Annotated in this window: 16 protein-coding genes; 7 read left to right on the top strand and 9 right to left on the bottom strand. The window is 73.6% G+C overall.

Translation table 11 applies throughout. The annotated features are described in order from the left end of the window. Positions 1 to 20 precede the first annotated feature (20 nt). Positions 21 to 971: a DMT family transporter gene (locus ACH4KB_RS20990; RefSeq protein WP_398067393.1), complete on the top strand. Its 951-nt coding sequence runs from the start codon at positions 21 to 23 to the stop codon at positions 969 to 971. Positions 972 to 1,002: 31 nt separating this feature from the next. Here the strand turns inward: ACH4KB_RS20990 and mycP are convergent, their stop codons facing one another. Together mycP and ACH4KB_RS20980 are read right to left on the bottom strand one after the other, a co-directional pair. After that, entirely contained in the window at positions 1,003 to 2,184 is a 1,182-nt protein-coding gene (gene mycP / locus ACH4KB_RS20985; protein ID WP_398067391.1) for a type VII secretion-associated serine protease mycosin, read from the bottom strand. Then, complete coding sequence (locus tag ACH4KB_RS20980) at positions 2,181 to 3,155, bottom strand: hypothetical protein (protein ID WP_398067578.1); 975 nt, start codon at positions 3,153 to 3,155, stop codon at positions 2,181 to 2,183. Before ACH4KB_RS20980 ends, mycP begins: the two co-directional genes overlap by 4 nt. Positions 3,156 to 4,187: 1,032 nt before the next feature. Between ACH4KB_RS20980 and ACH4KB_RS20975 the strand changes: the two genes are divergently transcribed. After that, positions 4,188 to 5,390: an amino acid deaminase/aldolase gene (locus tag ACH4KB_RS20975; RefSeq protein ID WP_398067390.1), complete on the top strand. Its 1,203-nt coding sequence runs from the start codon at positions 4,188 to 4,190 to the stop codon at positions 5,388 to 5,390. 112 nt (positions 5,391 to 5,502) lie between these two features. Here the strand turns inward: ACH4KB_RS20975 and ACH4KB_RS20970 are convergent, their stop codons facing one another. Together ACH4KB_RS20970 and ACH4KB_RS20965 are read right to left on the bottom strand one after the other, a co-directional pair. Further along, complete coding sequence (locus ACH4KB_RS20970) at positions 5,503 to 6,477, bottom strand: DUF2510 domain-containing protein (protein ID WP_398067389.1); 975 nt, start codon at positions 6,475 to 6,477, stop codon at positions 5,503 to 5,505. 48 nt (positions 6,478 to 6,525) lie between these two features. Continuing rightward, positions 6,526 to 7,461, bottom strand: a complete 936-nt coding sequence (locus ACH4KB_RS20965; RefSeq protein ID WP_398067388.1) for a LysR family transcriptional regulator — start codon at positions 7,459 to 7,461, stop codon at positions 6,526 to 6,528. 70 nt (positions 7,462 to 7,531) lie between these two features. On the opposite strand from ACH4KB_RS20965, the gene ACH4KB_RS20960 reads away from it, so the two are divergent. Beyond that, complete coding sequence (locus tag ACH4KB_RS20960; RefSeq protein ID WP_398067387.1) at positions 7,532 to 8,719, top strand: TDT family transporter; 1,188 nt, start codon at positions 7,532 to 7,534, stop codon at positions 8,717 to 8,719. On the opposite strand, the gene ACH4KB_RS20955 is transcribed toward ACH4KB_RS20960, so the two are convergent. The 4 genes from ACH4KB_RS20955 to ACH4KB_RS20940 form a co-directional block, all read right to left on the bottom strand. Beyond that, positions 8,658 to 9,368 (bottom strand): helical backbone metal receptor, encoded by a 711-nt coding sequence (locus tag ACH4KB_RS20955; protein WP_398067577.1) that lies wholly within the window; start codon positions 9,366 to 9,368, stop codon positions 8,658 to 8,660. The genes ACH4KB_RS20960 and ACH4KB_RS20955 overlap by 62 nt on opposite strands. A gap of 79 nt (positions 9,369 to 9,447) precedes the next feature. After that, the gene (locus ACH4KB_RS20950; protein ID WP_398067386.1) at positions 9,448 to 9,993 is read right to left on the bottom strand and encodes a helix-turn-helix domain-containing protein; all 546 of its coding nucleotides are present in this window, start codon (positions 9,991 to 9,993) and stop codon (positions 9,448 to 9,450) included. Between the two features lie 163 nt (positions 9,994 to 10,156). Further along, entirely contained in the window at positions 10,157 to 12,778 is a 2,622-nt protein-coding gene (locus tag ACH4KB_RS20945; RefSeq protein WP_398067385.1) for an ABC transporter permease/substrate binding protein, read from the bottom strand. Next, positions 12,771 to 13,907, bottom strand: a complete 1,137-nt coding sequence (locus ACH4KB_RS20940; protein WP_398067384.1) for a glycine betaine/L-proline ABC transporter ATP-binding protein — start codon at positions 13,905 to 13,907, stop codon at positions 12,771 to 12,773. The genes ACH4KB_RS20945 and ACH4KB_RS20940 overlap by 8 nt, the downstream gene beginning before the upstream one ends. A gap of 260 nt (positions 13,908 to 14,167) precedes the next feature. Between ACH4KB_RS20940 and ACH4KB_RS20935 the strand changes: the two genes are divergently transcribed. Together ACH4KB_RS20935 and ACH4KB_RS20930 are read left to right on the top strand one after the other, a co-directional pair. Beyond that, positions 14,168 to 15,076 (top strand): 5'-3' exonuclease H3TH domain-containing protein, encoded by a 909-nt coding sequence (locus ACH4KB_RS20935; protein WP_398067576.1) that lies wholly within the window; start codon positions 14,168 to 14,170, stop codon positions 15,074 to 15,076. A 52-nt stretch (positions 15,077 to 15,128) separates the two neighbouring features. Beyond that, positions 15,129 to 15,980 (top strand): siderophore-interacting protein, encoded by an 852-nt coding sequence (locus ACH4KB_RS20930; RefSeq protein ID WP_398067383.1) that lies wholly within the window; start codon positions 15,129 to 15,131, stop codon positions 15,978 to 15,980. Positions 15,981 to 16,438: 458 nt separating this feature from the next. Here the strand turns inward: ACH4KB_RS20930 and ACH4KB_RS20925 are convergent, their stop codons facing one another. Beyond that, positions 16,439 to 17,242 (bottom strand): MerR family transcriptional regulator, encoded by an 804-nt coding sequence (locus tag ACH4KB_RS20925; protein WP_398067382.1) that lies wholly within the window; start codon positions 17,240 to 17,242, stop codon positions 16,439 to 16,441. A 115-nt stretch (positions 17,243 to 17,357) separates the two neighbouring features. On the opposite strand from ACH4KB_RS20925, the gene ACH4KB_RS20920 reads away from it, so the two are divergent. Both ACH4KB_RS20920 and ACH4KB_RS20915 read left to right on the top strand, forming a co-directional pair. After that, positions 17,358 to 18,323 (top strand): hypothetical protein, encoded by a 966-nt coding sequence (locus ACH4KB_RS20920; RefSeq protein WP_398067381.1) that lies wholly within the window; start codon positions 17,358 to 17,360, stop codon positions 18,321 to 18,323. After that, entirely contained in the window at positions 18,320 to 18,757 is a 438-nt protein-coding gene (locus tag ACH4KB_RS20915; protein ID WP_398067380.1) for an ABA4-like family protein, read from the top strand. Before ACH4KB_RS20920 ends, ACH4KB_RS20915 begins: the two co-directional genes overlap by 4 nt. Positions 18,758 to 18,816 lie beyond the last annotated feature (59 nt).

Here is an 18,816-nt window from a genome sequence, read left to right as displayed (position 1 = left end):
TCTGTTTAGCGAGGTGCGTCATGAACGTCCTGCTCCCGGTCGCCTTCGTGCTGTGCTGGAGCTCCGGGTTCATCGGGGCCAAGCTCGGCGCCGGCAGCGCGTCCGCGCTCACGATCCTCATGTGGCGGTTCCTGCCGCTGACGGTCGTCCTGGCCGTGGTCGCGGTGACCGTCGCGCGCGCCTCCTGGCGGGGCCTCGGCGCCCGGGACGTGGTCCGGCAGGCCGTGATCGGCACGTTGTCGCAGAGCGGCTATCTGCTGACCGTCTACTACGCGATCCAGCTCGGGGTCTCCACGGGCACCACGGCCCTGATCGACGGGGTCCAGCCGCTGGTGGCGGGGGCGCTGGCCGGGCCGCTGCTGCGGAGTCACGTGACCGCCCGGCAGTGGCTCGGCCTGTGCCTGGGGGTCGCCGGGGTCGTCGTGGTCACGACGGCCGACGCCTCCGCCGCCGCCGGGGCGGCCGGGTGGGCCTACGCCTTGCCGTTCGTCGGCATGCTGTCGCTGGTGGCCGCCACCTTCCTGGAGAGCCGTTCCGCCACCCGGGTGGCCCCTTCGGTCTCACTGACCGTGCACTGCGCCGCCAGCACCGTGATCTTCACCGCGCTCGCCCTCGGCACGGGGACCGCGCTGCCGCCCGCCGAGCTCGCGTTCTGGGGCGCGGTCGGCTGGCTGGTGGTGCTGTCCACCTTCGGCGGGTACGGGCTGTACTGGCTGATCCTGAGGCGCTCGGGCGTCACGGCGGTCAACACGCTCATGTTCCTGATGGCCCCGGTCACGGCGGTGTGGGGAGCCCTGATGTTCGGGGAGCCGTTCGGTCCCCGGACCGTGCTCGGCCTGGCGCTGGGGCTGGTGGCGGTGGTCGTGGTGCACCGCGGGGCCTCCCCGCGCGGCGACGGGCACACCGGTGATCAGGCTCGGAAGGCGCCCAGGCGCGACCGGTCGGACGCGGTGTCCGGGGCGGGCCGGTGAGTCGGTGGGGGGCCGGCCGGGCGCGGTGCGTTCAGCGGCGGCCGGGGGCGTTCCGGCCGCGCCACAGGACGACGGCCGCGGCCAGCAGCGCCGCGCCGAGGCCGCCGGCGAGCGGGGCGGCCCAGTTGGCCGCCGCGTCGGCGGTACGGGCCGGGGTCGGGCCGTCGCCGAAGTACCGCCCCCGGTGTCCCGCCGGGGCGGCCTTGGCGTCCAGGTCTGCCGGACGCAGCCGGGAGCCCGCCTCGATGGCCTCCGCCGGGTCGACGATGCCGTAGCCGCGGGCGTCGTCGCGGCCCTCGGCGGGGGCATCGCGGGCGGTGTCGGCGAGGAGCTTCTTGATCTGGGCCGGGTCCAGGCCGGGGTGGGCTGCCCGGACCAGGGCGACCGCGCCGGAGACGAACGCGGCGGCGGCCGAGGTGCCCCACTCGATGTAGTAGTGCCCGTCCGGGTTGGCGACCACGATGTCGACGCCGGGGGCGCTGACGGTGGCGTACCAGCGGCGGGTGGAGAACGAGGCGTGTGTGCCGTACTCGTCGACCGCGGCGACCGCGATCACCCCGGGGTAGGCGGCCGGGTAGGAGATCCGGTCCCCCTTCTCGCCGCCGTTGCCCGCCGACGCGACGACGGGGACGCCCTTGGACAGGGCGTACTGGATGGCCGCGTCCTCTCCGGGGTCGGGGTGGGCGGACTTGCTGTCGTCTCCCAGGGAGAGGTTGATGACGTCGGCGCCGTTGTCCGCGGCCCAGCGGATGCCGTCGGCGAGGGCGGGGCCGCGGGACTTGCGGGCCTTGGCCCGGGCGGGGTCCTTGGACTCCAGAATGACCCGGACCGGCAGGATCCGGGCCTCGGGGGCTATGCCGAGGATGCCGTCGGAGCGTCCGGGGCCGTTGCCGCGTCCGGCGATGATGCCGGCCATCGCGGTGCCGTGCAGGGCCCAGGAGGAGTCGCCGCGTGCGGCGCCGAAGCCGACGAGGTCCTTGCCGGGGAGCACCTGCCCCGTCAGGTCGGGGTGGGCGTCGTCGACCCCGGTGTCCAGGACGGCGACGGTGACGCCCTGGCCCCGGGTGGTCTCCCAGGCCCGGTCCGTGTGCAGGGCGTCCAGCGCCCACTGCTGGTCGCGGATGGCGTCCGCGTGGGCGGGCGCGGCGGGGGTGAGCGCGAGGACGGCCGCGGCGCAGACCGCGGCGAGGACGCGGTGGGGTCGTCGGGTCATCCGGGCTGCTCCGTGAGTTCGGCGACGTGCGTGCGCAGCCCGCGCTCCACCCGGTCCGCGATGCCCTTCGCCTCGTGGCCGAGCCCGGCCTGGGCGATGTCGGTCGTGGCGCCCGGGGCCATGGCGGCGGGCGCGGGCTGGGGGTCGGCGACGGTGCGGCCGTCCGCGAAGCCGGAGACGGCGAGGACGACGACCGGGATCTCGGTGAGCGGGTTGACCGTCCAGCTGGCGCGCTGCCCGTCGCCGAAGGAGGCCGCGAGCGTGCCCTCGGGAGCGTACGTACGGGGCATGAGGTCCTTGCGCGCGCCGAGCTTCTGCTCGGTGAACCGGGTGTGCAGGGCCCGCATACCCGGGGCGTCGGCCTCGGTGAAGACGAGGCCGACGGTGGTGACGGCGGAGCGGGTGGCGTCGGTGTAGGTGGCGCGCACCAGCCGTTCGCACCCGACGGAGCGGAGCGTGGTCAGGAGCAGCGGGTCGAGCCCGTCCTTGCAGGTGCTGTCGGCGGCGACGGCGATCCGGGTCCAGGTGCGGTGGGTGCCGCCGGGGCCCGCGCCCTTGCCCTGGACGGTGCGCGGGAACAGTGTGTCGACGGGGACGCTGTGCCAGGCGCCGCGTGCGGCGGTGTACGGGTCCCCGGTGGTCTCGGCCGAGGAGTCGCCGGTCAGCCAGGCCCCGGTGACCGCCCCGCCGATAAGCCCGAGGCCGAGCACGACGCAGGCGGCGGCCGCCGCGGTACGCCACCGCTGCCGGGGGCGGACCGGCCGCAGCCGGGTGGTGGTCTCGGCAGGCGTCTCCGGGTAGCCGTAACGGACCGGCGTCCGGTAGCCGCCGGGGGGCGGCGGAACGGCTCCCGGCGCGGGCGTCAGATCGACGGCCCCGACGGGCCTGCGCCGGGTGACGGGCGGCGGGCCGACGGGCGGACCGGGAAGCGCCGGGCTCGCGGAACCCGCGGGGGGCGGGCCCGGCCGCATCGGGGTGGGGCTCGCGGTGGGCGGCGCCGGCGCGGACACCTTGGGGGACGTGGGCCGCTGGGCCGGGGTTTCCTGCGGGGCGGGGGTTCCGTGCGGGGCGGGGGCTGCCGGTGGGGCCTGCGTCCCGGGTGCGGCCTGCGGGGCGCGGGCCGCCGGTGCCGCCTGAGTCCCGGGTGCGGCCTGCGGGGCGGGGGCTGCCGGTGCGGCCTGCATCCCAGGTCCGGCCGGCGGTGCCGCCTGCGTCCCGGGTCCGGCCGGCGGGGCGGGGGCTGCCGGTGCCGCCTGAGTACCGGGTCGGGCCTGCGGGGCGGGGGCTGCCGGTGGGGCCGGTGCCGCCTGCGTCCCGGGTCCGGCCTGCGGGGCCGGTGCGGCCTGCGCGGTCGTCCGGGCGGAAGGGGCCGGGACGGGGGCTGCCGGTGGGGCCGGGCGGGCTGGTGGGACGGCACGGGCCGCCAGGGTGAAGCGGGCCGGCGGGGCCTTCGGGTCCAGCGGGGCAGGCGCTGCAGGCTCAGCCGGACGCATCGGCGGGGCCTTTGCGGCCGGTGCGGCCGGGCTGGGCGGGAGAGGGGGCTGGGCCGACTGCTGGGCCGGAGCAGCCGAGGCCGGAGCAGCCGAGGCCGGAGACGCCGGGGCCGGAGACGCTTCCTGCGGGGCCGAAGCCGGCGGGCGGGCCGGTGTGGCCTGAGCCGTCTGCGGAGTGACCGCCGGCCGAACCTGCTGAGGCGGCGCGGTCCGTGAGGCGGGCGTGGGCGTGGAAACGGGTGCCGGGGGCGTGGGAGGCTGGGCCGTGGGAGGGGTGGTCGGGCGGGGCGGCACAGGGGCGCGCTGCGCTTCGGTACTCATCCGGCCCCCTGCATACACGTCCTCGTACCGACCACGGATCACCGCCGCTGACAGGCCCGTTGGTGCTCGCGTGCACGTCACTCTACGGGCTGTGGGCGAGCCGCGGGGAACGGGACGCCCCGGTCGGCGGACGATCTGTCGCGTTCATCCCCCTACCCAGCCGTACCGGCTGTCTGGCAAGCTGCGGCCATGACTGCCCGCGCGGCTGACCGGACCCGCTACAACCGGGCCACTGCCCATCTCGACGCCCCGATCGCGATCGTCGATCTTGAGGCGTTCGACGCCAACGCCGACGATCTGGTGCGGCGGGCGGCCGGGAAGCCGGTCCGGGTGGCGAGCAAGTCGGTGCGGTGCCGGGCCCTGCTGGAGCGGGTGCTCGCGCGTCCCGGGTTCGCCGGGGTCATGTCGTACACGCTGGCGGAGTCGCTGTGGCTGGCGCGGGCCGGATTCGACGACGTCCTGCTGGCCTACCCGTCGGCCGACCGGTCCGCGTTCGCCGAGCTGGCCGCCGATCCGAAACTGGCCGCGGCCGTGACCGTGATGGTCGACGACCACGCCCAGCTGGAGCTGATCGACGCCTCCCGGGCGGGCGGCCGGGAGGAGATCCGGGTCTGCCTGGAGCTGGACACCTCGCTGCGGATGCTGGGTGGCCGGGTGAGGATCGGGGCGCTGCGCTCGCCTCTGCGCTCCCCCGCACAACTCGCCGAACTGGCCCGCTCGGTGGTCCGCAGGCCGGGCTTCCGGCTGGTGGGGCTGATGGCGTACGAGGGGCATGTCGCCGGGGTCGGCGACGCGCTGGCGGGGCGGCCGCTGCGGTCCCGGGCGATCCGGCTGATGCAGTCGGCCGCCCGCAAGGAGCTGGCGGTGCGCCGGGCCGAGGCGGTGCGGGCGGTCCGGGCGGTCGCGCCGGGGCTGGAGTTCGTCAACGGCGGCGGGACCGGCAGTGTGCAGCACACGGCGGCCGAGGCCGCGGTCACGGAGATCGCGGCCGGGTCGGGGCTGTACGTGCCCCGGCTGTTCGACAACTACACGTCGTTCACCGGCCGGCCCGCGGCCCTGTTCGCGCAGCCCGTGGTGCGTCGGCCCGGCGTGGGTGTGGTGACGGTGCTCGGGGGCGGCTATCCGGCGTCCGGCGCGGCCGGCGCCGACCGCTCGCCGGTGCCGTATCTGCCGGAGGGGCTGCGCTACGACGCGCTGGAGGGCGCGGGCGAGGTGCAGACGCCGCTGCTGGGCTCCCCCGCCGACGACCTGCTGATCGGCGACAAGGTCTGGTTCCGGCACGCCAAGGCCGGGGAGCTGTGCGAGCGCTTCGACGCGCTGCACCTGGTCGAGGGCGACCGGGTGACGGCGAGCGTTCCGACGTACCGGGGCGAGGGGCAGACCTTCCTCTGATCCGGGGCCCCGGGGGGGGCGAGGGACAGACCTTCCTCTGATCCCGGGTCCCGGGGGGTGCGAGGGACAGACCTTCCTCTGATCCCGGGTCCCGGGGGGTGCGATCCGGGGTTCAGGGGCCGATGGACGCGCCCACTCCACCGCTCGTCGCGCTGTCGCCGAGCGGGCGGATGCCCCGGGTGATGGTGTCCATCAGGGACAGCGGCAGGCCGGGCACCCCGGCGTCGAAGGCGAACCGGACGATCACCGGTGTCCCGGCGCCCACCGAGGAGGGGAAGACCAGGGACTGCACGTACCCGCCGGGCCCCTTGCCGGTGGTGACCTGCCAGCGCACCAGGTAGCCGGTGCGGCCGGCGACGGACAGCTCCTGCGTCTTGAGCACCTTGTGGGACGTGATGCCGCCGTGGGTGCGCCGGCCGAGGCTGTCCTCCTCGTAGGCCTTGTCGGCCGCGGTGACGATGTCGGCCTCGGCCAGGCTTCTGACATCGGTCTCGCCGCCCCGGGCGGTGCGGGTGGTGACCGTGCCGTGGTAGCAGAACGCCGCGCCTCCCGGGCAGTCGTAGGACTGCTCGGTACGGATGGTGGCGGCGTCGTCGGAGGTGCTCCCCGGCTTCTCCCAGCCCTCGGGCACCGGCAGGGTGACCCCGTTGAGCTGGTCGACGAGGACAGTGGGATCCTCCGCCGGGCCGGAGTCCGGGTCCGGTTCGGCGGACGAGGCGGTGGCCGTGGGGGCGGCGACGGGGGCCTGGGGCGAGGCGGTCGCCGTCGGAGCCGCGGGCGTATCGCCGTCGTCGCGGCCGAGCAGCACGGCCCCGGCGACGGCCGCGCCCAGGACCAGCACCCCGGAAAGCGTGATCGCCAGGACCTTCGTCCGGCTGCCGCCGCCGGCCTCGTCCCGGGGGCCGCGCTGGTGCGGGAGCGGAAGCGACGGCGGGCCGAACGCCGCGGGTGCGGGCGACTGTTCCGGTGCGGCGTGGGCAGCGCCGGGCCGGCGGGTGTGCACGGTCCAGGCCGTGCCGTCCCACCAGCGCTCGAAGCCGGGTGCGCCCGTGTCCGGATACCAGCCGGGCGGCGTCGCGTAGCTCATGCCCCCACTCTAGGGTCGGGCTCCGACACGGCGGCCGGGGTTCGCGGGTCAGGCCTCGCGGCCGGTCAGGGACAGCAGATCGCGGGCGGGGCCGGTGGGGCGGTGGCCCCCGGGCCAGACCGCGCGCAGTTGCCGGCGCAGCCGTACGCCCGCGATGGGGACCTTGACGAGGCGGCGGGACGACAGCTCCTCGCCGAGGGCCAGTTCGCTCAGGACGCATGGGCCCGCGCCGCTCTCCGCCGCGCCCTTGACCGCCGTGGTCGAGGAGAGCTCCAGCAGGGGCTGGGCCAGTCCGCCGTGCACGGCGAGCGCCGCGTCCAGGACCTGGCGGGTGCCGGAGCCGTGTTCGCGCAGGATCAGCGGGGTGGCGGCGAGTTCGCCGGGCAGCAGCGGGGTGCGGCGGCGGGCCCAGGGGTGGCTGGGGGCGACCACGACGACGAGGCGGTCGTGGGCGATGACGGTGCCGTCGAGGCCCTCCGGTATCGACAGGCCCTCGACGAAGCCGAGGTCGGCCTCGCCGGTGACCAGGCGGCGGGCGACGTCCGAGGAGTTGCCGACGAGGAGCGAGACCGCGGTGTCCGGGCGCTCGCCGCGCAGGGCGATCAGCCAGCCCGGCAGGAGGTATTCGGCGATCGTCATGCTGGCGGCGACCCGGAGCCGGGAGTCGCGGCGGTCGCGCAGCGCCTGGGCGCCGGCGTCGAAGGCCTCCGCCGCCTCGACGACCCGGCGCGCCCAGTCAGTGACCAGCGCGCCCGCGTCGGTGAGCCGGGAGCCGCGCGGGGAGCGGTCCAGGAGGGCGACGCCGAGCTGGCGCTCCATGGACCGGACGCGGCTGGAGGCGGCGGGCTGGGTGATGCCGACGTCCCGGGCGGCCCGCCCGAGGCTGCCGTGCCGGGCGACGGCGAGCAGCAGTTCCAGCGCCCCGAGGTCGGGGACCCGGTGGGAGAGGGGAACGTGGGGTGCGTGTGCGTCGGTGCCGGTCATAAAGCCAGCTTATGACCTCATAGGGGCGGAGTCCCTGGTGGGCGGGGGCCCGGCCGCGAAGAATCGTGGCATGACCATCTTTCCGGGGACCCGGACCGCCGTTCCGCCGCCCCCCGCCGCGCTTCCGACCCGTCCGGCGGAGGCGCCCGGCGACGCGACGCGGCTGCCGTCCCTCCGGCACATCGGCCCCAACTGGTACGCGAGCGTCATGGGCACCGCGATCGTCGCGAGTGCCGGCGCGATGCTTCCGGGGGACGTTCCCGGGCTGCGGGCCGCGTGCACCGTGGTGTGGGCGCTGTCGGCCGTGCTGCTGCTTGCCGTCCTCGCCGCCCGTACCGGGCACTGGCTCTGCCACCGCGACCAGGCCCGCGCCCATCTGCTGGACCCGGCCGTCGCCCCGTTCTACGGTTGTCTGTCGATGGCCCTGATGGCCGTCGGCGGGGCCACGCTGACGGTGGGCCAGGACGTGGTGGGCGCACGCGCGGCGCTCGCGGTGGACGTGGTGCTGTTCGTGGCGGGTACGGCGATCGGTCTGGTGGCCGCCGTCGTGGTGCCGTATCTGATGGTCGTACGCCACCGTCCCGCGTCCGGGACCGCGTCGCCGGTGTGGCTGCTGCCGCTGGTCGCCCCGATGGTGTCGGCCTCGCAGGGCGCGCTGCTGGTGCCCCACATCGCCGCCGGACAGGGGCGCGAGGCGCTGCTGCTGGCCTGCTACGCGATGTTCGGCCTGTCGCTGCTGGCCACACTGGTCGTGCTGCCGCTGGTCTTCTCCCGGCTGGTCCACCACGGTCCGCTGCCGCTCGCGCTGACCCCGACGCTCTTTCTGGTGCTGGGCCCGCTCGGGCAGTCGACGACCGCCGTCAACCAGCTGGCCGATGTCGCCCCGGGGGCGGTCGGGGCTCCCTACGCCTCCGCGTTCGGCGCGTTCGCCGTGCTGTACGGGGTTCCGGTGATGGGCTTCGCGCTGCTGTGGCTGGCCCTGGCGACCGCGATGGTGGTGCGGGCCGCGCGGAACGGGATGGGGTTCGCGATGACGTGGTGGGCGTTCACCTTCCCCGTCGGTACGTGTGTGACGGGCGCGGCGGGTCTGGCGCGGCACACCGGTCTCGACGCGCTGACGTGGCTGGCGGTGGCGCTGTACGTCGCCCTGGTCGCGGCGTGGGCGGCGGCCGGGGCGCGGACGGCGCTCGGGGTGCTCAGCGGAGCGCTGACGGCAGCGCCCGTGCCGCCTCGGCCAGCGACGGCCCGTACCACGTGAGCAGCCGTCCGTCGACGAGTGCGGCGGGCAGGGCGGGGAAGGCTTCGGGCCCGTCGTCGGCGGTGAAGCGGTAGGGCTCGTCGGGCAGCACGATCAGCTCGGCCCCGGAGGCGTTCAGCTCGTCGAGCGGGATGCGCGGGTAGCGCTCGGGGTGGTCGGCGTAGACGTTGCGGATGCCGAGGCGGGCGAGGAGGTCGCCGGCGAAGGTGTCGCGGCCCAGCACCATCCAGGGCCGCCGCCAGATCGGCACGGCGGCGGGGCGCGGGCTCCCGGAGGGCGCGGGCAGGGTGGCCCAGGCGGCCTCGGCCGTGTCCAGCCAGCGGGGCCGGGCCAGCCCGCAGCCGTCGACGAGGACGCGGTGCAGTTCGGCGAGTGCCTGGTCCAGGGTGCGGACCTCGGTGACCAGGACGTCGAGCCCGGCCGCCCGGAGCGCGTCGAGGTCGGGGGCCCGGTTCTCCTCCTCGTTGGCGATCACGAGGTCGGGGGCGAGGGCGGCGATCGCGGCCACGTCCGGGTTCTTCGTGCCGCCGACGCGGGCGGCGGTGAGATCCGCGGGGTGCGTGCACCAGTCGGTGACCCCGACGAGCAGCCCGGGCGCGGTGTGGGCGACGGCCTCGGTGAGCGAGGGGACCAGGGAGACGACGCGCACGGAGGGCCTTTCGCGGGTGGAGGGGTAGGGACTCGGCACCGTACGGACTCGGCCCCGTACGGGACGAATGCGTACGGGGTCAGCGGCGCGAGTCGAACGTGGCGTCGATGTGTTCGGCCACCGCGACGACCAGCAGCCGGGTGCCGGGCACGGTGGCGCGCCAGCGGTGGCGGACCCCGCCGGAGAGGAACAGGGTGTCGCCGCGCTCCAGGCGGTGGACCTGGCCCTCGGCCTCGACGTCGACGGCGCCCTCGACGACGTACATCAGTTCGTCGTTGCGGTGCTGGAACTCGCGGCCGAGGTCCGGTTCGCCGGTGAACTCCAGGGCGCTGAGCTGATGCCGGCCGCGCACCAGGCGGCGTACGCCCTCGCCCCCATCGGCCCGGACGACGTCGATGGCGCGCGCGGAGTCGGCGGCGGCCCGCAGGCGCCCGGTGGTGGTCTCCAGTGCTTCGGCGACCCGGTCGAGGGAGCGGGCGCTGGGGCGGGCGCGCTCGTTCTCGATCTGGCTGAGGAAGGGCACGGAGAGGCCGCTGCGCGAGGCGACCGCGGCCAGCGTGAGTCCCAGGGTTCTGCGCCGTCGGCGGACGGCGGCGCCCACCCGCGGTGTGTCCTTGTCGTCCATGTCCCGGCTCCCTCCCGCCTCCGCCATCCTCCCGGTTGCCAGCACCTTACGCACATGGTTGCGCACGACGTCCGGTAAACGCCCCCGGGCAGTCGGAAGGGGTGGCCCCGCCCGAAGGCGGGGGCCACCCCTGACGACCTGCTGCTTTCGTGCCCGTGGGCCCTTACTGGGGCGCCATGGTGTCCGCGATGCCCGGGTTGTCGTCCATCCAGGCCTTCACGGCTTCCTCCTCGTGACCCACGCCGCGCTTCTGGATCTCGTTCTCCAGGCCGCCGAGCTGCTTCTCGGTGAGCTTGAAGTCCTTGAACCACTTCGTCAGCTGCGGGTACTGCTTCGGGAACTCCTTGGAGGCGATGGTGTGCAGCCGGTCGCCCTCACCGAACGCCTTCTTCGGGTCCTTCAGCTTGGTCATGCCGTACTCGTTGTACGCCCAGTGCGGGGTCCACAGCAGGACCGCGATGGGCTCCTTCTTGGCGTACGCGCGCTTCAGCTCGGCCAGCATGCCGGGCGTGGAGGAGTCGAGGACCTCGTACTCCTTGTCCAGGCCGTAACTCGGCAGGACGTTCTTCTTGAGGTTCTCCATGGTCGCGGTGCCGGGCTCGATGCCGATGATCCGGCCCTTGAAGTCGGAGCCCTTGCCCTTGAGGTCGTCGAGGGTCTTGACGTCCTTGACGTAGTCGGGGACGGCTACCTCGATGGAGGTCGGCCCGTACCAGGAGCCGATATCGGTCAGCTTGTCGCCGTACTTGTCCCAGTAATTCTTCTGGGTGTACGGCAGCCAGCCGTCGAACTGCACGTCGATCTGACCGCGTGACATCGCGGCGTACATCGGGCCGACCTCGAACTGCTTGAGGTTGATCTTGTAGCCGCGCTCCTCCAGGACCGCCTTCCACAGGTACGTGGCGGCGATGTCCTCCTCCCAGGGGAACCAGGCGACCTCGACGGCACGGTCACGCTCGTCCTTGCCGCCGTCGGCCTTGGCGTCCTCGGGGACCGGGGACCACTTGTCGGCGACGCCCGGGTTGTCCTTCAGCCAGGTACGGACGGCTTCCTGCTCCTTGCCGGAACCGGACTTCTGGATCTGGGCCTCAAGGCTGGTGAGCTGCTTCTCGCTCATCTTGAAGTCCTTGAGCCACTTGCTGACCACCGGGTTCTCGGCGGAGAAGCCCTTGCGCGCCAGGGTGTGGACGCCGTCGCCCGCGCCCCAGAGACCCTTGGGGTCCTTCAGCTTGGTGAGGTCGTACTCGTTGTACGCCCAGTGCGGCGACCAGAGCGGAACCACGATCGGTTCCTTCTTGGCGTACGCGCGCTTCAGCTCGGCCAGCATGGACGGCGTGGAGCCGTCGATGAGCTTGTACTCCTTGTCCAGGCCGTAGCCCGGCAGCAGCTTGTCCTTGAGCAGGCCCATCTCGCCGGCGCTCGGCTCGATGCCGACGATGCGGCCCTTGAACTCGGACGCCCGGCCCTTGAGGTCGTCCATCGTCTGGACGTCCTTCATGTACGCGGGGACGGCGAGCTCCAGCGAGGTCGGGGCGTACCACGCGCCGAGGTCCTCCAGGCGGTCCTTGTACTTCGCCCAGTAGCTGGCGTGGGTGACCGGCAGCCACGAGTCGGTCTGGAAGTCGATCTGCCCGTTGGCCATACCGGTGTACAGCGCGCCGGCCTCGTACTGCTTGACGTCGACCTCGAAGCCGCGCTGCTCCAGCATCTCCTTCCAGAGGAAGGTGGAGGCGATGCCCTCGTCCCACGGGATGTAGCCGATGCTGACCTTCTTGCCGTCGCCGATCCGCGCGGCCTTGCCGGCGGTGTCGTCCTCCGAGCCGCCGAACATGCTCATGCTGCCCGCGACGAGCGCGAGGACGACGATGCCGACGGCCGCGATGCGGGGCTGCGGGCGGTAGGTCCAGATCTTCCAGCCCTCGGCCATGGCCTGGGCCTTGGCGACCGCGCGGCGGCCCAGCGGGGAGACCTCGGTGCCGAGCGCGCCGGTCATCCGGTCCAGGTACATGGCGAGGATGACGATGGAGATGCCCGCCTCGAAACCGAGGCCGACGTCGACGTTGCCGATGGCACGGTAGACGGAGCCGCCGAGGCCGCCGCCGCCGACCATGCCCGCGATGACGACCATGGACAGGCCGAGCATGATGACCTGGTTGATTCCGGCCATGATCGTGGGCAGGGCGAGCGGCAGCTGGACGCGCAGCAGGGTGTTGCGCGAGGTGGTGCCGAAGGCCTCGGCCGCCTCGACGAGTTCGCCGTCGACCTGGCGGATGCCGAGCTCGGTCATCCGGACGCCCGGGGGCAGGGCGAAGATGATGGTGGCGATGATGCCGGGGACCACGCCGACGCCGAAGAAGATGACGCCGGGGATGAGGTAGACCATGGCGGGCATGGTCTGCATGAAGTCCAGGACCGGCCGGGTGATCGCGCTGACCGTCCTGGACCGGGAGGCCCAGATGCCCAGGGGCACGGCGATGACCAGGGTGACGAGTGTCGCGACGAGCACCAGGGTGAGGGTGTCCATCGCTTCGTCCCACAGTTCGACGGAGTCGATGAGGGCGAACCCGACGAAGGTGAGCAGCGCCGCGGGCAGGCCGCGCAGCCACCAGGCGATGACGGCGACGATGCCGGCGAACAGCAGCGGCGCGGGGGCGGACAGGACGGCGGCTATGCCGTCGAACATGCCGCTGACGATGGAGCTGATGGCGTCGAAGAGCCAGGCGAGGTGGGTCTGCAGCCAGTCGACCGCGGAGTCGACCCATTCGCCGAGGGGGAGCCTAAACACTGGCCACCTTCTTCACGCCGTCCGCTGCCGCGGGTTCGGTGTCGCGGGGGGCCTCGGCCGGGGTCATCGGCTCACCGAGGACGGCGAGCAGCCGGGAGCTCGGGACGACGCCGACGAGCTTGCCCTTGGCGTCGGTCACGGCGACCGGGTTCGAGCTCTGCGAGCAGGGCGTGAACAGGTCGATGATCGGCGTGGACTCCGGGACCGTGGCGGGGGCCGCGGCCAGCACGTCCTGCGGGGTGCGCAGCTCCTTGCCGTCCGCCGCCCTGGTGCCCATCACGGTGTGCGCCTCGGCCATGATCGCGCCCGCGGTGAGCACCCGGGAGCGGTCGACGTCCTGGGTGAAGGAGGCGACGTAGTCGTTGGCCGGGGTGACGAGGATGTCCTCGGCGGTGCCGAGCTGGACGATCTCCCCGTCGCGCATGACAGCGATCCGGTCACCCAGGCGCATGGCCTCGTTGAGGTCGTGGGTGATGAAGACGATGGTCTTCTTCAGGCGCTTCTGGAGCTCCAGCAGCTGGTCCTGCATGTCACGGCGGATCAGCGGGTCGAGCGCGCTGAAGGACTCGTCCATGAGCAGCAGGTCGGCGTCGGTGGCCAGCGCGCGGGCGAGGCCCACGCGCTGCTGCATACCGCCGGACAGCTCGTCGGGCCAGGACTTCTCCCAGCCTTCGAGGCCGGTCATCCGCAGCGCCTCGGTGGCGCGCACCTCACGCTCCTCGCGCGACACGCCCTGGACCTCCAGGCCGTACGCGGCGTTCTCCAGGACGCTCCGGTGGGGGAAGAGCGCGAAGTGCTGGAACACCATGCTGATCTTGGTGGAGCGGACGTGCCGCAGGTCGCGGGGGCTCAGGGCGGTCAGGTCCTGGCCGTCGAAGAGCACCCGGCCCGCGGTGGGATCGAGCAGACCGTTGAGCATGCGCAGCAGGGTGGACTTGCCCGAGCCGGACAACCCCATGACAACGAAGATCTGCCCCGGCTCCACGGTGAACGAGGCGTCGATCACCGCTGCGGTCGTTCCCTCGCCGCGCAACTCGTCGCGGCCGGAGCCGCTCTCGAGCTTCCGCACGGCTTCATCGGGTCGTCTTCCGAAGACTTTGTACAAGTGCTCGGCTTGCAGCCTGGACACATACACCTCACGCGTTGAACCGAAAAACGGTCTGCCACCCCCTCCGGCAGACCGTGGAGCGGTGCGGGCTCTTTCCGCGTGGCACATGCACTAGTTGAAAATGCGACGTGGTTCGCTCCAATGCCGCGCCTGCCCTCACTTACACAGCCCAAACACAACAGTGACCCAGATCACCGACCTGCGACGGAGTGGTGGTAAGCGGTTACCCGGAGCGACTGTCGGAGCGGTGGGGCATCATCGGGACCGTGACGCGACGCCTGATGCTCCTCGACACCGCCTCCCTCTACTTCCGCGCCTACTTCGGCGTGCCCGATTCGGTGCGCGCGCCGGACGGTACGCCGGTGAACGCCGTGCGCGGACTCCTCGACTTCATCGGCCGCCTGGTGCAGGACCACCGGCCGGACGATCTGGTCGCCTGCTGGGACAACGACTGGCGTCCGCAGTGGCGGGTCGACCTGATTCCGACGTACAAGGCGCACCGGGTCGCCGAGGAGACGCCCGCCGGGCAGACGGACGAGGAGGAGATCCCCGACACCCTGTCCCCGCAGGTCCCGATCATCGAGGACGTGCTGGCGGCGCTCGGGATCGCCCGGGTCGGCGTCACGCCGTACGAGGCGGACGACGTCATCGGCACCCTCACGGGGCGGGCGACCGGACCGGTGGACATCGTCACCGGCGACCGCGATCTGTATCAACTGGTCGACGACGCCCGCCGGGTGCGCGTGCTCTACCCGCTCAAGGGCGTCGGCACCCTTCAGGTGACCGACGAGGCCTGGCTCCGCGAGAAGTACGGCGTGGACGGCGCGGGCTACGTCGACCTGGCACTGCTCCGCGGCGACCCGAGCGACGGGCTCCCGGGCGTCCCCGGCATCGGCGAGAAGACGGCGGCGAAGCTGCTGGACGCGTACGGCGATCTCGACGGGATCATGGCGGCGGTGGACGATCCGAAGGCGAAGCTGACGCCCTCGCAGCGCAAGCGGCTGGACGAGTCGCGTGCCTATGTGGCCGTCGCGCCGAAGGTGGTCCGGGTGGCAGGGGACGTCCCCCTGCCCGCCTTCGACCCGGCGCTGCCCCGCGAGCCGCGCGACCCGGCCGCCCTGGAGGCGCTGGCGGAGCAGTGGGGACTGGGCGGAGCGCTTCAGCGGCTCCTGACCACCCTTCAGCACTGAGGTGTTAACTTAGGCATACCTAAGCTCACGTTTTCGAACCAGGGAGTACCTCGTGGCAGAGCGGCCGGCCCGGCAGGGACCCACGGCTCAGGGGGCGCAGGTCGTGCGCACCGAGCAGATCACCCCGCACATGGTCCGGGTGGTCCTCGGCGGCGAAGGGCTCGCGGACTTCGCCCTCTCCGGCTTCACCGACCACTACATCAAGCTGTGCTTCGCGCCCGAGGGCGCGGACTACGCGCACCCGTTCGACATGGCCGCGATCCGGGAGCGGTACCCGCGCGAGCTGTGGCCCACCACCCGTACGTACACGGTGCGCTCGTGGGACCCGGTCGCCCGGGAGATGGCCGTCGACTTCGTCGTGCACGGCGACGCGGGGCTCGCGGGACCGTGGGCGCAGCGGGCCCGGGTGGGCGAGCAGGTGACCTTCCTCGGCCCCGGCGGCGGTTACGGTCCCGAGGCGTCGGCGGACTGGCACCTGCTGGCCGGCGACGAGAGCGCGCTGCCGGCGATCGCGGCGGCGCTGGAGCAGATGCCGTCGGGTGCGCTGGTGCACGCCTTCGTGGAGGTGTCGGACGCCTCCGAGGAGCAGAAGATCGTGACGCCCGACGGGGTGGCCGTGACCTGGCTGCACCGCGGCGACCGGCCCGTCGGCGAGCTGCTGACCGCCGCCGTGAAGGGGCTGGACTTCCCGGAGGGCGAGATCCAGGCCTTCGTGCACGGGGAAGCGGGCTTCGTGAAGGAGATCCGCCGGTATCTGCGCGTGGAGCGGCAGATCCCGCTGACGCGGCTGTCGATCTCGGGTTACTGGCGTCTCGGCCAGAACGACGACGCCTGGCGTGCCGTCAAGCGCGAGTGGAACGAGCAGGTGGAGCGCGAGCAGGAGAGCGGCACGACCGCCGCGTAGCACCCGCTCCCGGCGTCGACCCCGCCCGGAGCCACTGGCCGGGCTCCGCCGGGTCGCCGCCCGGGCCCCCTGGCCGCCCGGGTCCCCTGGCCGCCCGGGTCGCCGGGATCGCGCGGGTCGCCCAGGTCGCCGGGGTCCCCCTGGCCTCCGGGTCCCCTGACCTCCCCGGCCCCCGGGGCCCCCTGGCCGCCCAGGTCGCCCGGGTCACCGGGGCCCCTGGCCTCCCGGGTCCCCCTGGCCTCCGGGTCGCGTGACCTCCCGGGCCCCCTGGCCTCCCCGGTCCCCTGGCCGCCCGGGTCGCCGGGGTCACCCGAGGTCGCCCGGGCCGCCCGGCGAGCTGACCACCGGACCCCGTCCGCCCGCACCCGCGGCGGGCGGGGCCCGCGTGTCGGGGGGGGTATGGCGGGTGAGGCCGCCGGGCCGGGGCCGCTACGCCCGCCCACCGGGCACGCACCCGCTCAGCCCGCGGGTCCGTCCGCCGGACCCGCCCCCGGCTTCAGGCGTCGGAAGGGCTCGTCTCCGCCACCGCTCGCCTCCGCCCCGCCACCAGCCCCGGCATCCCGCGCCCCGCCGCCGCCCACGCCCTCTTCCGCGGCCTGGGAGCCCTCCGGATCGACCGGCCCCGAGAGGTTCTGCGGGGACTCGAAGCGCCGGAAGGACACGTCGATGTGCGCCAGCCGCCGCAGCGCGCCGAACATCGCCTCGCCCAGGACGGTGCCCACGACGACGCTCTCGACCAGGTCCTCGCGGGCCACCCGTCGCTGTACGTAGTCGAGGTCGGCGCGGGCGAGCGGCTCGGCGGCATCCGCGTAGACGTCCAGCAGGGCGATGTATCCGCTGTGCCCGGCCCTGCGCAGCGCGGCCAGCACCCCCGCCAGTGATTCGGCGGCGGAACACCGCTCGTCGGCATGCCAGCCCCGCCTCAGCAGCAGCTCGGCCACCTCCTCCCGCGCCTCCTCCAGCTCCGGCCCCGCCTCCTCCCCCCCTGCCGGAGTGACGCCGTCCGCCGCGATGCCGAGCACCTTGTGCACCGGCTGATCGGGGTCGTCCATGACCTCCAGCACCTCACCGATGCTGGCGAGCGAGAGGCCGCCGACATCCAGCAGCGCCCGGATCAGGCGCAGCCGGCGCTCGTGCCCGGGGCCGTAGTGGGCCTGATTCGGGCTGGTCAACTCCCCTGCGGGCAGCAGCCCTTCCCGTAGGTAGTACTTGATCGTCGGCACCGGGACCCCGGACCTGCGACTCAACTCACCGATGCGCATCGCGTGTTCGCCCTTTCGCCCTTGCCAGAAACCGCCCTCATCATAGATAGTCCCTCTATCGGATAGCAGACAGCGCAGCTATCTACTCTAATCACATCAACACAGGGGGTCCCGCATGTCCTCATGGCGTTCCTGGCACCGTCCCTTAGTCGTCTTCTCCGCCGCGATGGCCGTCATGGCCCTCGTTTCCGCCGTGGGCCTCGTGGTCGACGACCGGGTCCTGGTGGGGGCGCCGATCTGGGCGAAGCCGTTCAAGTTCGCCGTGTCCTTCGCCGCGTACGGTCTGACCCTGGCCTGGATGCTGGCCCATCTCACCCGGGGGCGCCGGACCGGTCGGTGGGCGGGGCACGTCGTCGTACTGACGAGCCTGACCGAGATGGTGCTGATCACGGTGCAGGTCGTCCGGGGCCGACGCAGCCACTTCAATTTCGCGACCTCGTTCGACGCGGTGCTGTGGGACGCGATGGGGCTGACCATCGTCGTCCTGTGGGCGGCCACCCTGGTGATCGCCGTCCTGCTGCTGCGCACCCGGATCGCCGACCGGGCAACGGCCCTGGCCGTCCGGGGCGGGCTGCTGATCGCCCTGGCGGGTGCGGCCCTCGGCTTCCTGATGGTGCTGCCGAGCGAGAGCCAGCGGGCGGCGGGGAACCTCGACACCGCCGACGTCGTCGGCGCACACTCCGTGGGCGTCCCGGACGGCGGCCCGGCCATGCCGCTGACCGGCTGGTCGACGACCGGCGGCGATCTGCGGGCCCCGCACTTCGTGGGCATGCACGCCCTCCAGCTGCTGCCGCTCCTCCTGATCGTCCTGGTGCTCCTCGCGCCCCGCTTCGCCCGGCTGCGCGACGCCGGGGTGCGGCTGCGGCTCGTACGGGTCGCCGTGGCCGGCTACACGGCGCTCGTCGCGCTCCTCACCTGGCAGGCGCTCCGGGGCCAGCCGCTGATCCACCCGGACGGGGCCACGCTGGCCGTAGCCGGAGTCCTGCTGGCGGCGGTGGCGTGCGGCACCTGGAGCACGCTGCGCCCGGCCGCCCCCGCCCGCCCGTCCCGCACCGCCGACGACAAGGAGCCCGTGGCATGACCGGCGCACTGTTCGAGATCACGTTCTATCTGACCGCCCCGTTCTGGCTGCTGATGATCTTCGCCCCCTCCTGGTCCGGCACCGCACGCGTCGCCGCCTCGCCGCTGACCGTGCTGCCCGTGCTCGCCGTCTACGTCGTCATGGCCGTGCCGGTGTTCCCGGAGCTCTGGACGGCGGTGAGCAGCCCGGACCTCGGCACCTTCCGTGATCTGACGGCGCTGGCCGGCGGCGCGGGGACCATCTGGGCGCAGGTGCTCGCCTGGGACCTGCTGATCGGGCAGTGGATGTACCTCCAGAGCCGGAAGCTGGGGCTCTCGCCGCTGCTGATGGGGCCGCTGCTGGTCCTGACGATCCTGCTGTCGCCGTTCGGGCTGCTGATCTTCCTCGCCGTCCGCGCCGTCCGCCTGCGACGGCGCGAAACGCCCACCGGCTGAGTCACGCCCTCCCGGGGCCCGGTCTGCGAAGATCGCGGGCATCCGACCAATCCGTACGG

The sequence above is a fragment of the Streptomyces sp. NPDC017520 genome (assembly GCF_044329855.1).
Taxonomy (GTDB): Bacteria; Actinomycetota; Actinomycetes; order Streptomycetales; family Streptomycetaceae; genus Streptomyces.
Note: the sequence above shows the minus strand (reverse complement) of the source record. Positions and strands in the feature narration are given on the sequence as shown.

Excerpts from the sequence above, each read along its gene's own strand:
- ACH4KB_RS20915 (WP_398067380.1), top strand. The coding sequence starts at position 18,320 with ATGACCGGCGCACTGTTCGAGATCACGTTCTATCTGACCGCCCCGTTC.
- ACH4KB_RS20925 (WP_398067382.1), bottom strand. The coding sequence starts at position 17,242 with ATGCGCATCGGTGAGTTGAGTCGCAGGTCCGGGGTCCCGGTGCCGACG.
- ACH4KB_RS20960 (WP_398067387.1), top strand. The coding sequence starts at position 7,532 with ATGACCATCTTTCCGGGGACCCGGACCGCCGTTCCGCCGCCCCCCGCC.
- ACH4KB_RS20920 (WP_398067381.1), top strand. The coding sequence starts at position 17,358 with ATGTCCTCATGGCGTTCCTGGCACCGTCCCTTAGTCGTCTTCTCCGCC.
- ACH4KB_RS20970 (WP_398067389.1), bottom strand. The coding sequence starts at position 6,477 with ATGAGCTACGCGACGCCGCCCGGCTGGTATCCGGACACGGGCGCACCC.
- ACH4KB_RS20980 (WP_398067578.1), bottom strand. The coding sequence starts at position 3,155 with ATGCGGCCGGGCCCGCCCCCCGCGGGTTCCGCGAGCCCGGCGCTTCCC.
- ACH4KB_RS20935 (WP_398067576.1), top strand. The coding sequence starts at position 14,168 with ATGCTCCTCGACACCGCCTCCCTCTACTTCCGCGCCTACTTCGGCGTG.
- ACH4KB_RS20950 (WP_398067386.1), bottom strand. The coding sequence starts at position 9,993 with ATGGACGACAAGGACACACCGCGGGTGGGCGCCGCCGTCCGCCGACGG.
- mycP (WP_398067391.1), bottom strand. The coding sequence starts at position 2,184 with ATGACCCGACGACCCCACCGCGTCCTCGCCGCGGTCTGCGCCGCGGCC.
- ACH4KB_RS20965 (WP_398067388.1), bottom strand. The coding sequence starts at position 7,461 with ATGACCGGCACCGACGCACACGCACCCCACGTTCCCCTCTCCCACCGG.
- ACH4KB_RS20975 (WP_398067390.1), top strand. The coding sequence starts at position 4,188 with ATGACTGCCCGCGCGGCTGACCGGACCCGCTACAACCGGGCCACTGCC.
- ACH4KB_RS20990 (WP_398067393.1), top strand. The coding sequence starts at position 21 with ATGAACGTCCTGCTCCCGGTCGCCTTCGTGCTGTGCTGGAGCTCCGGG.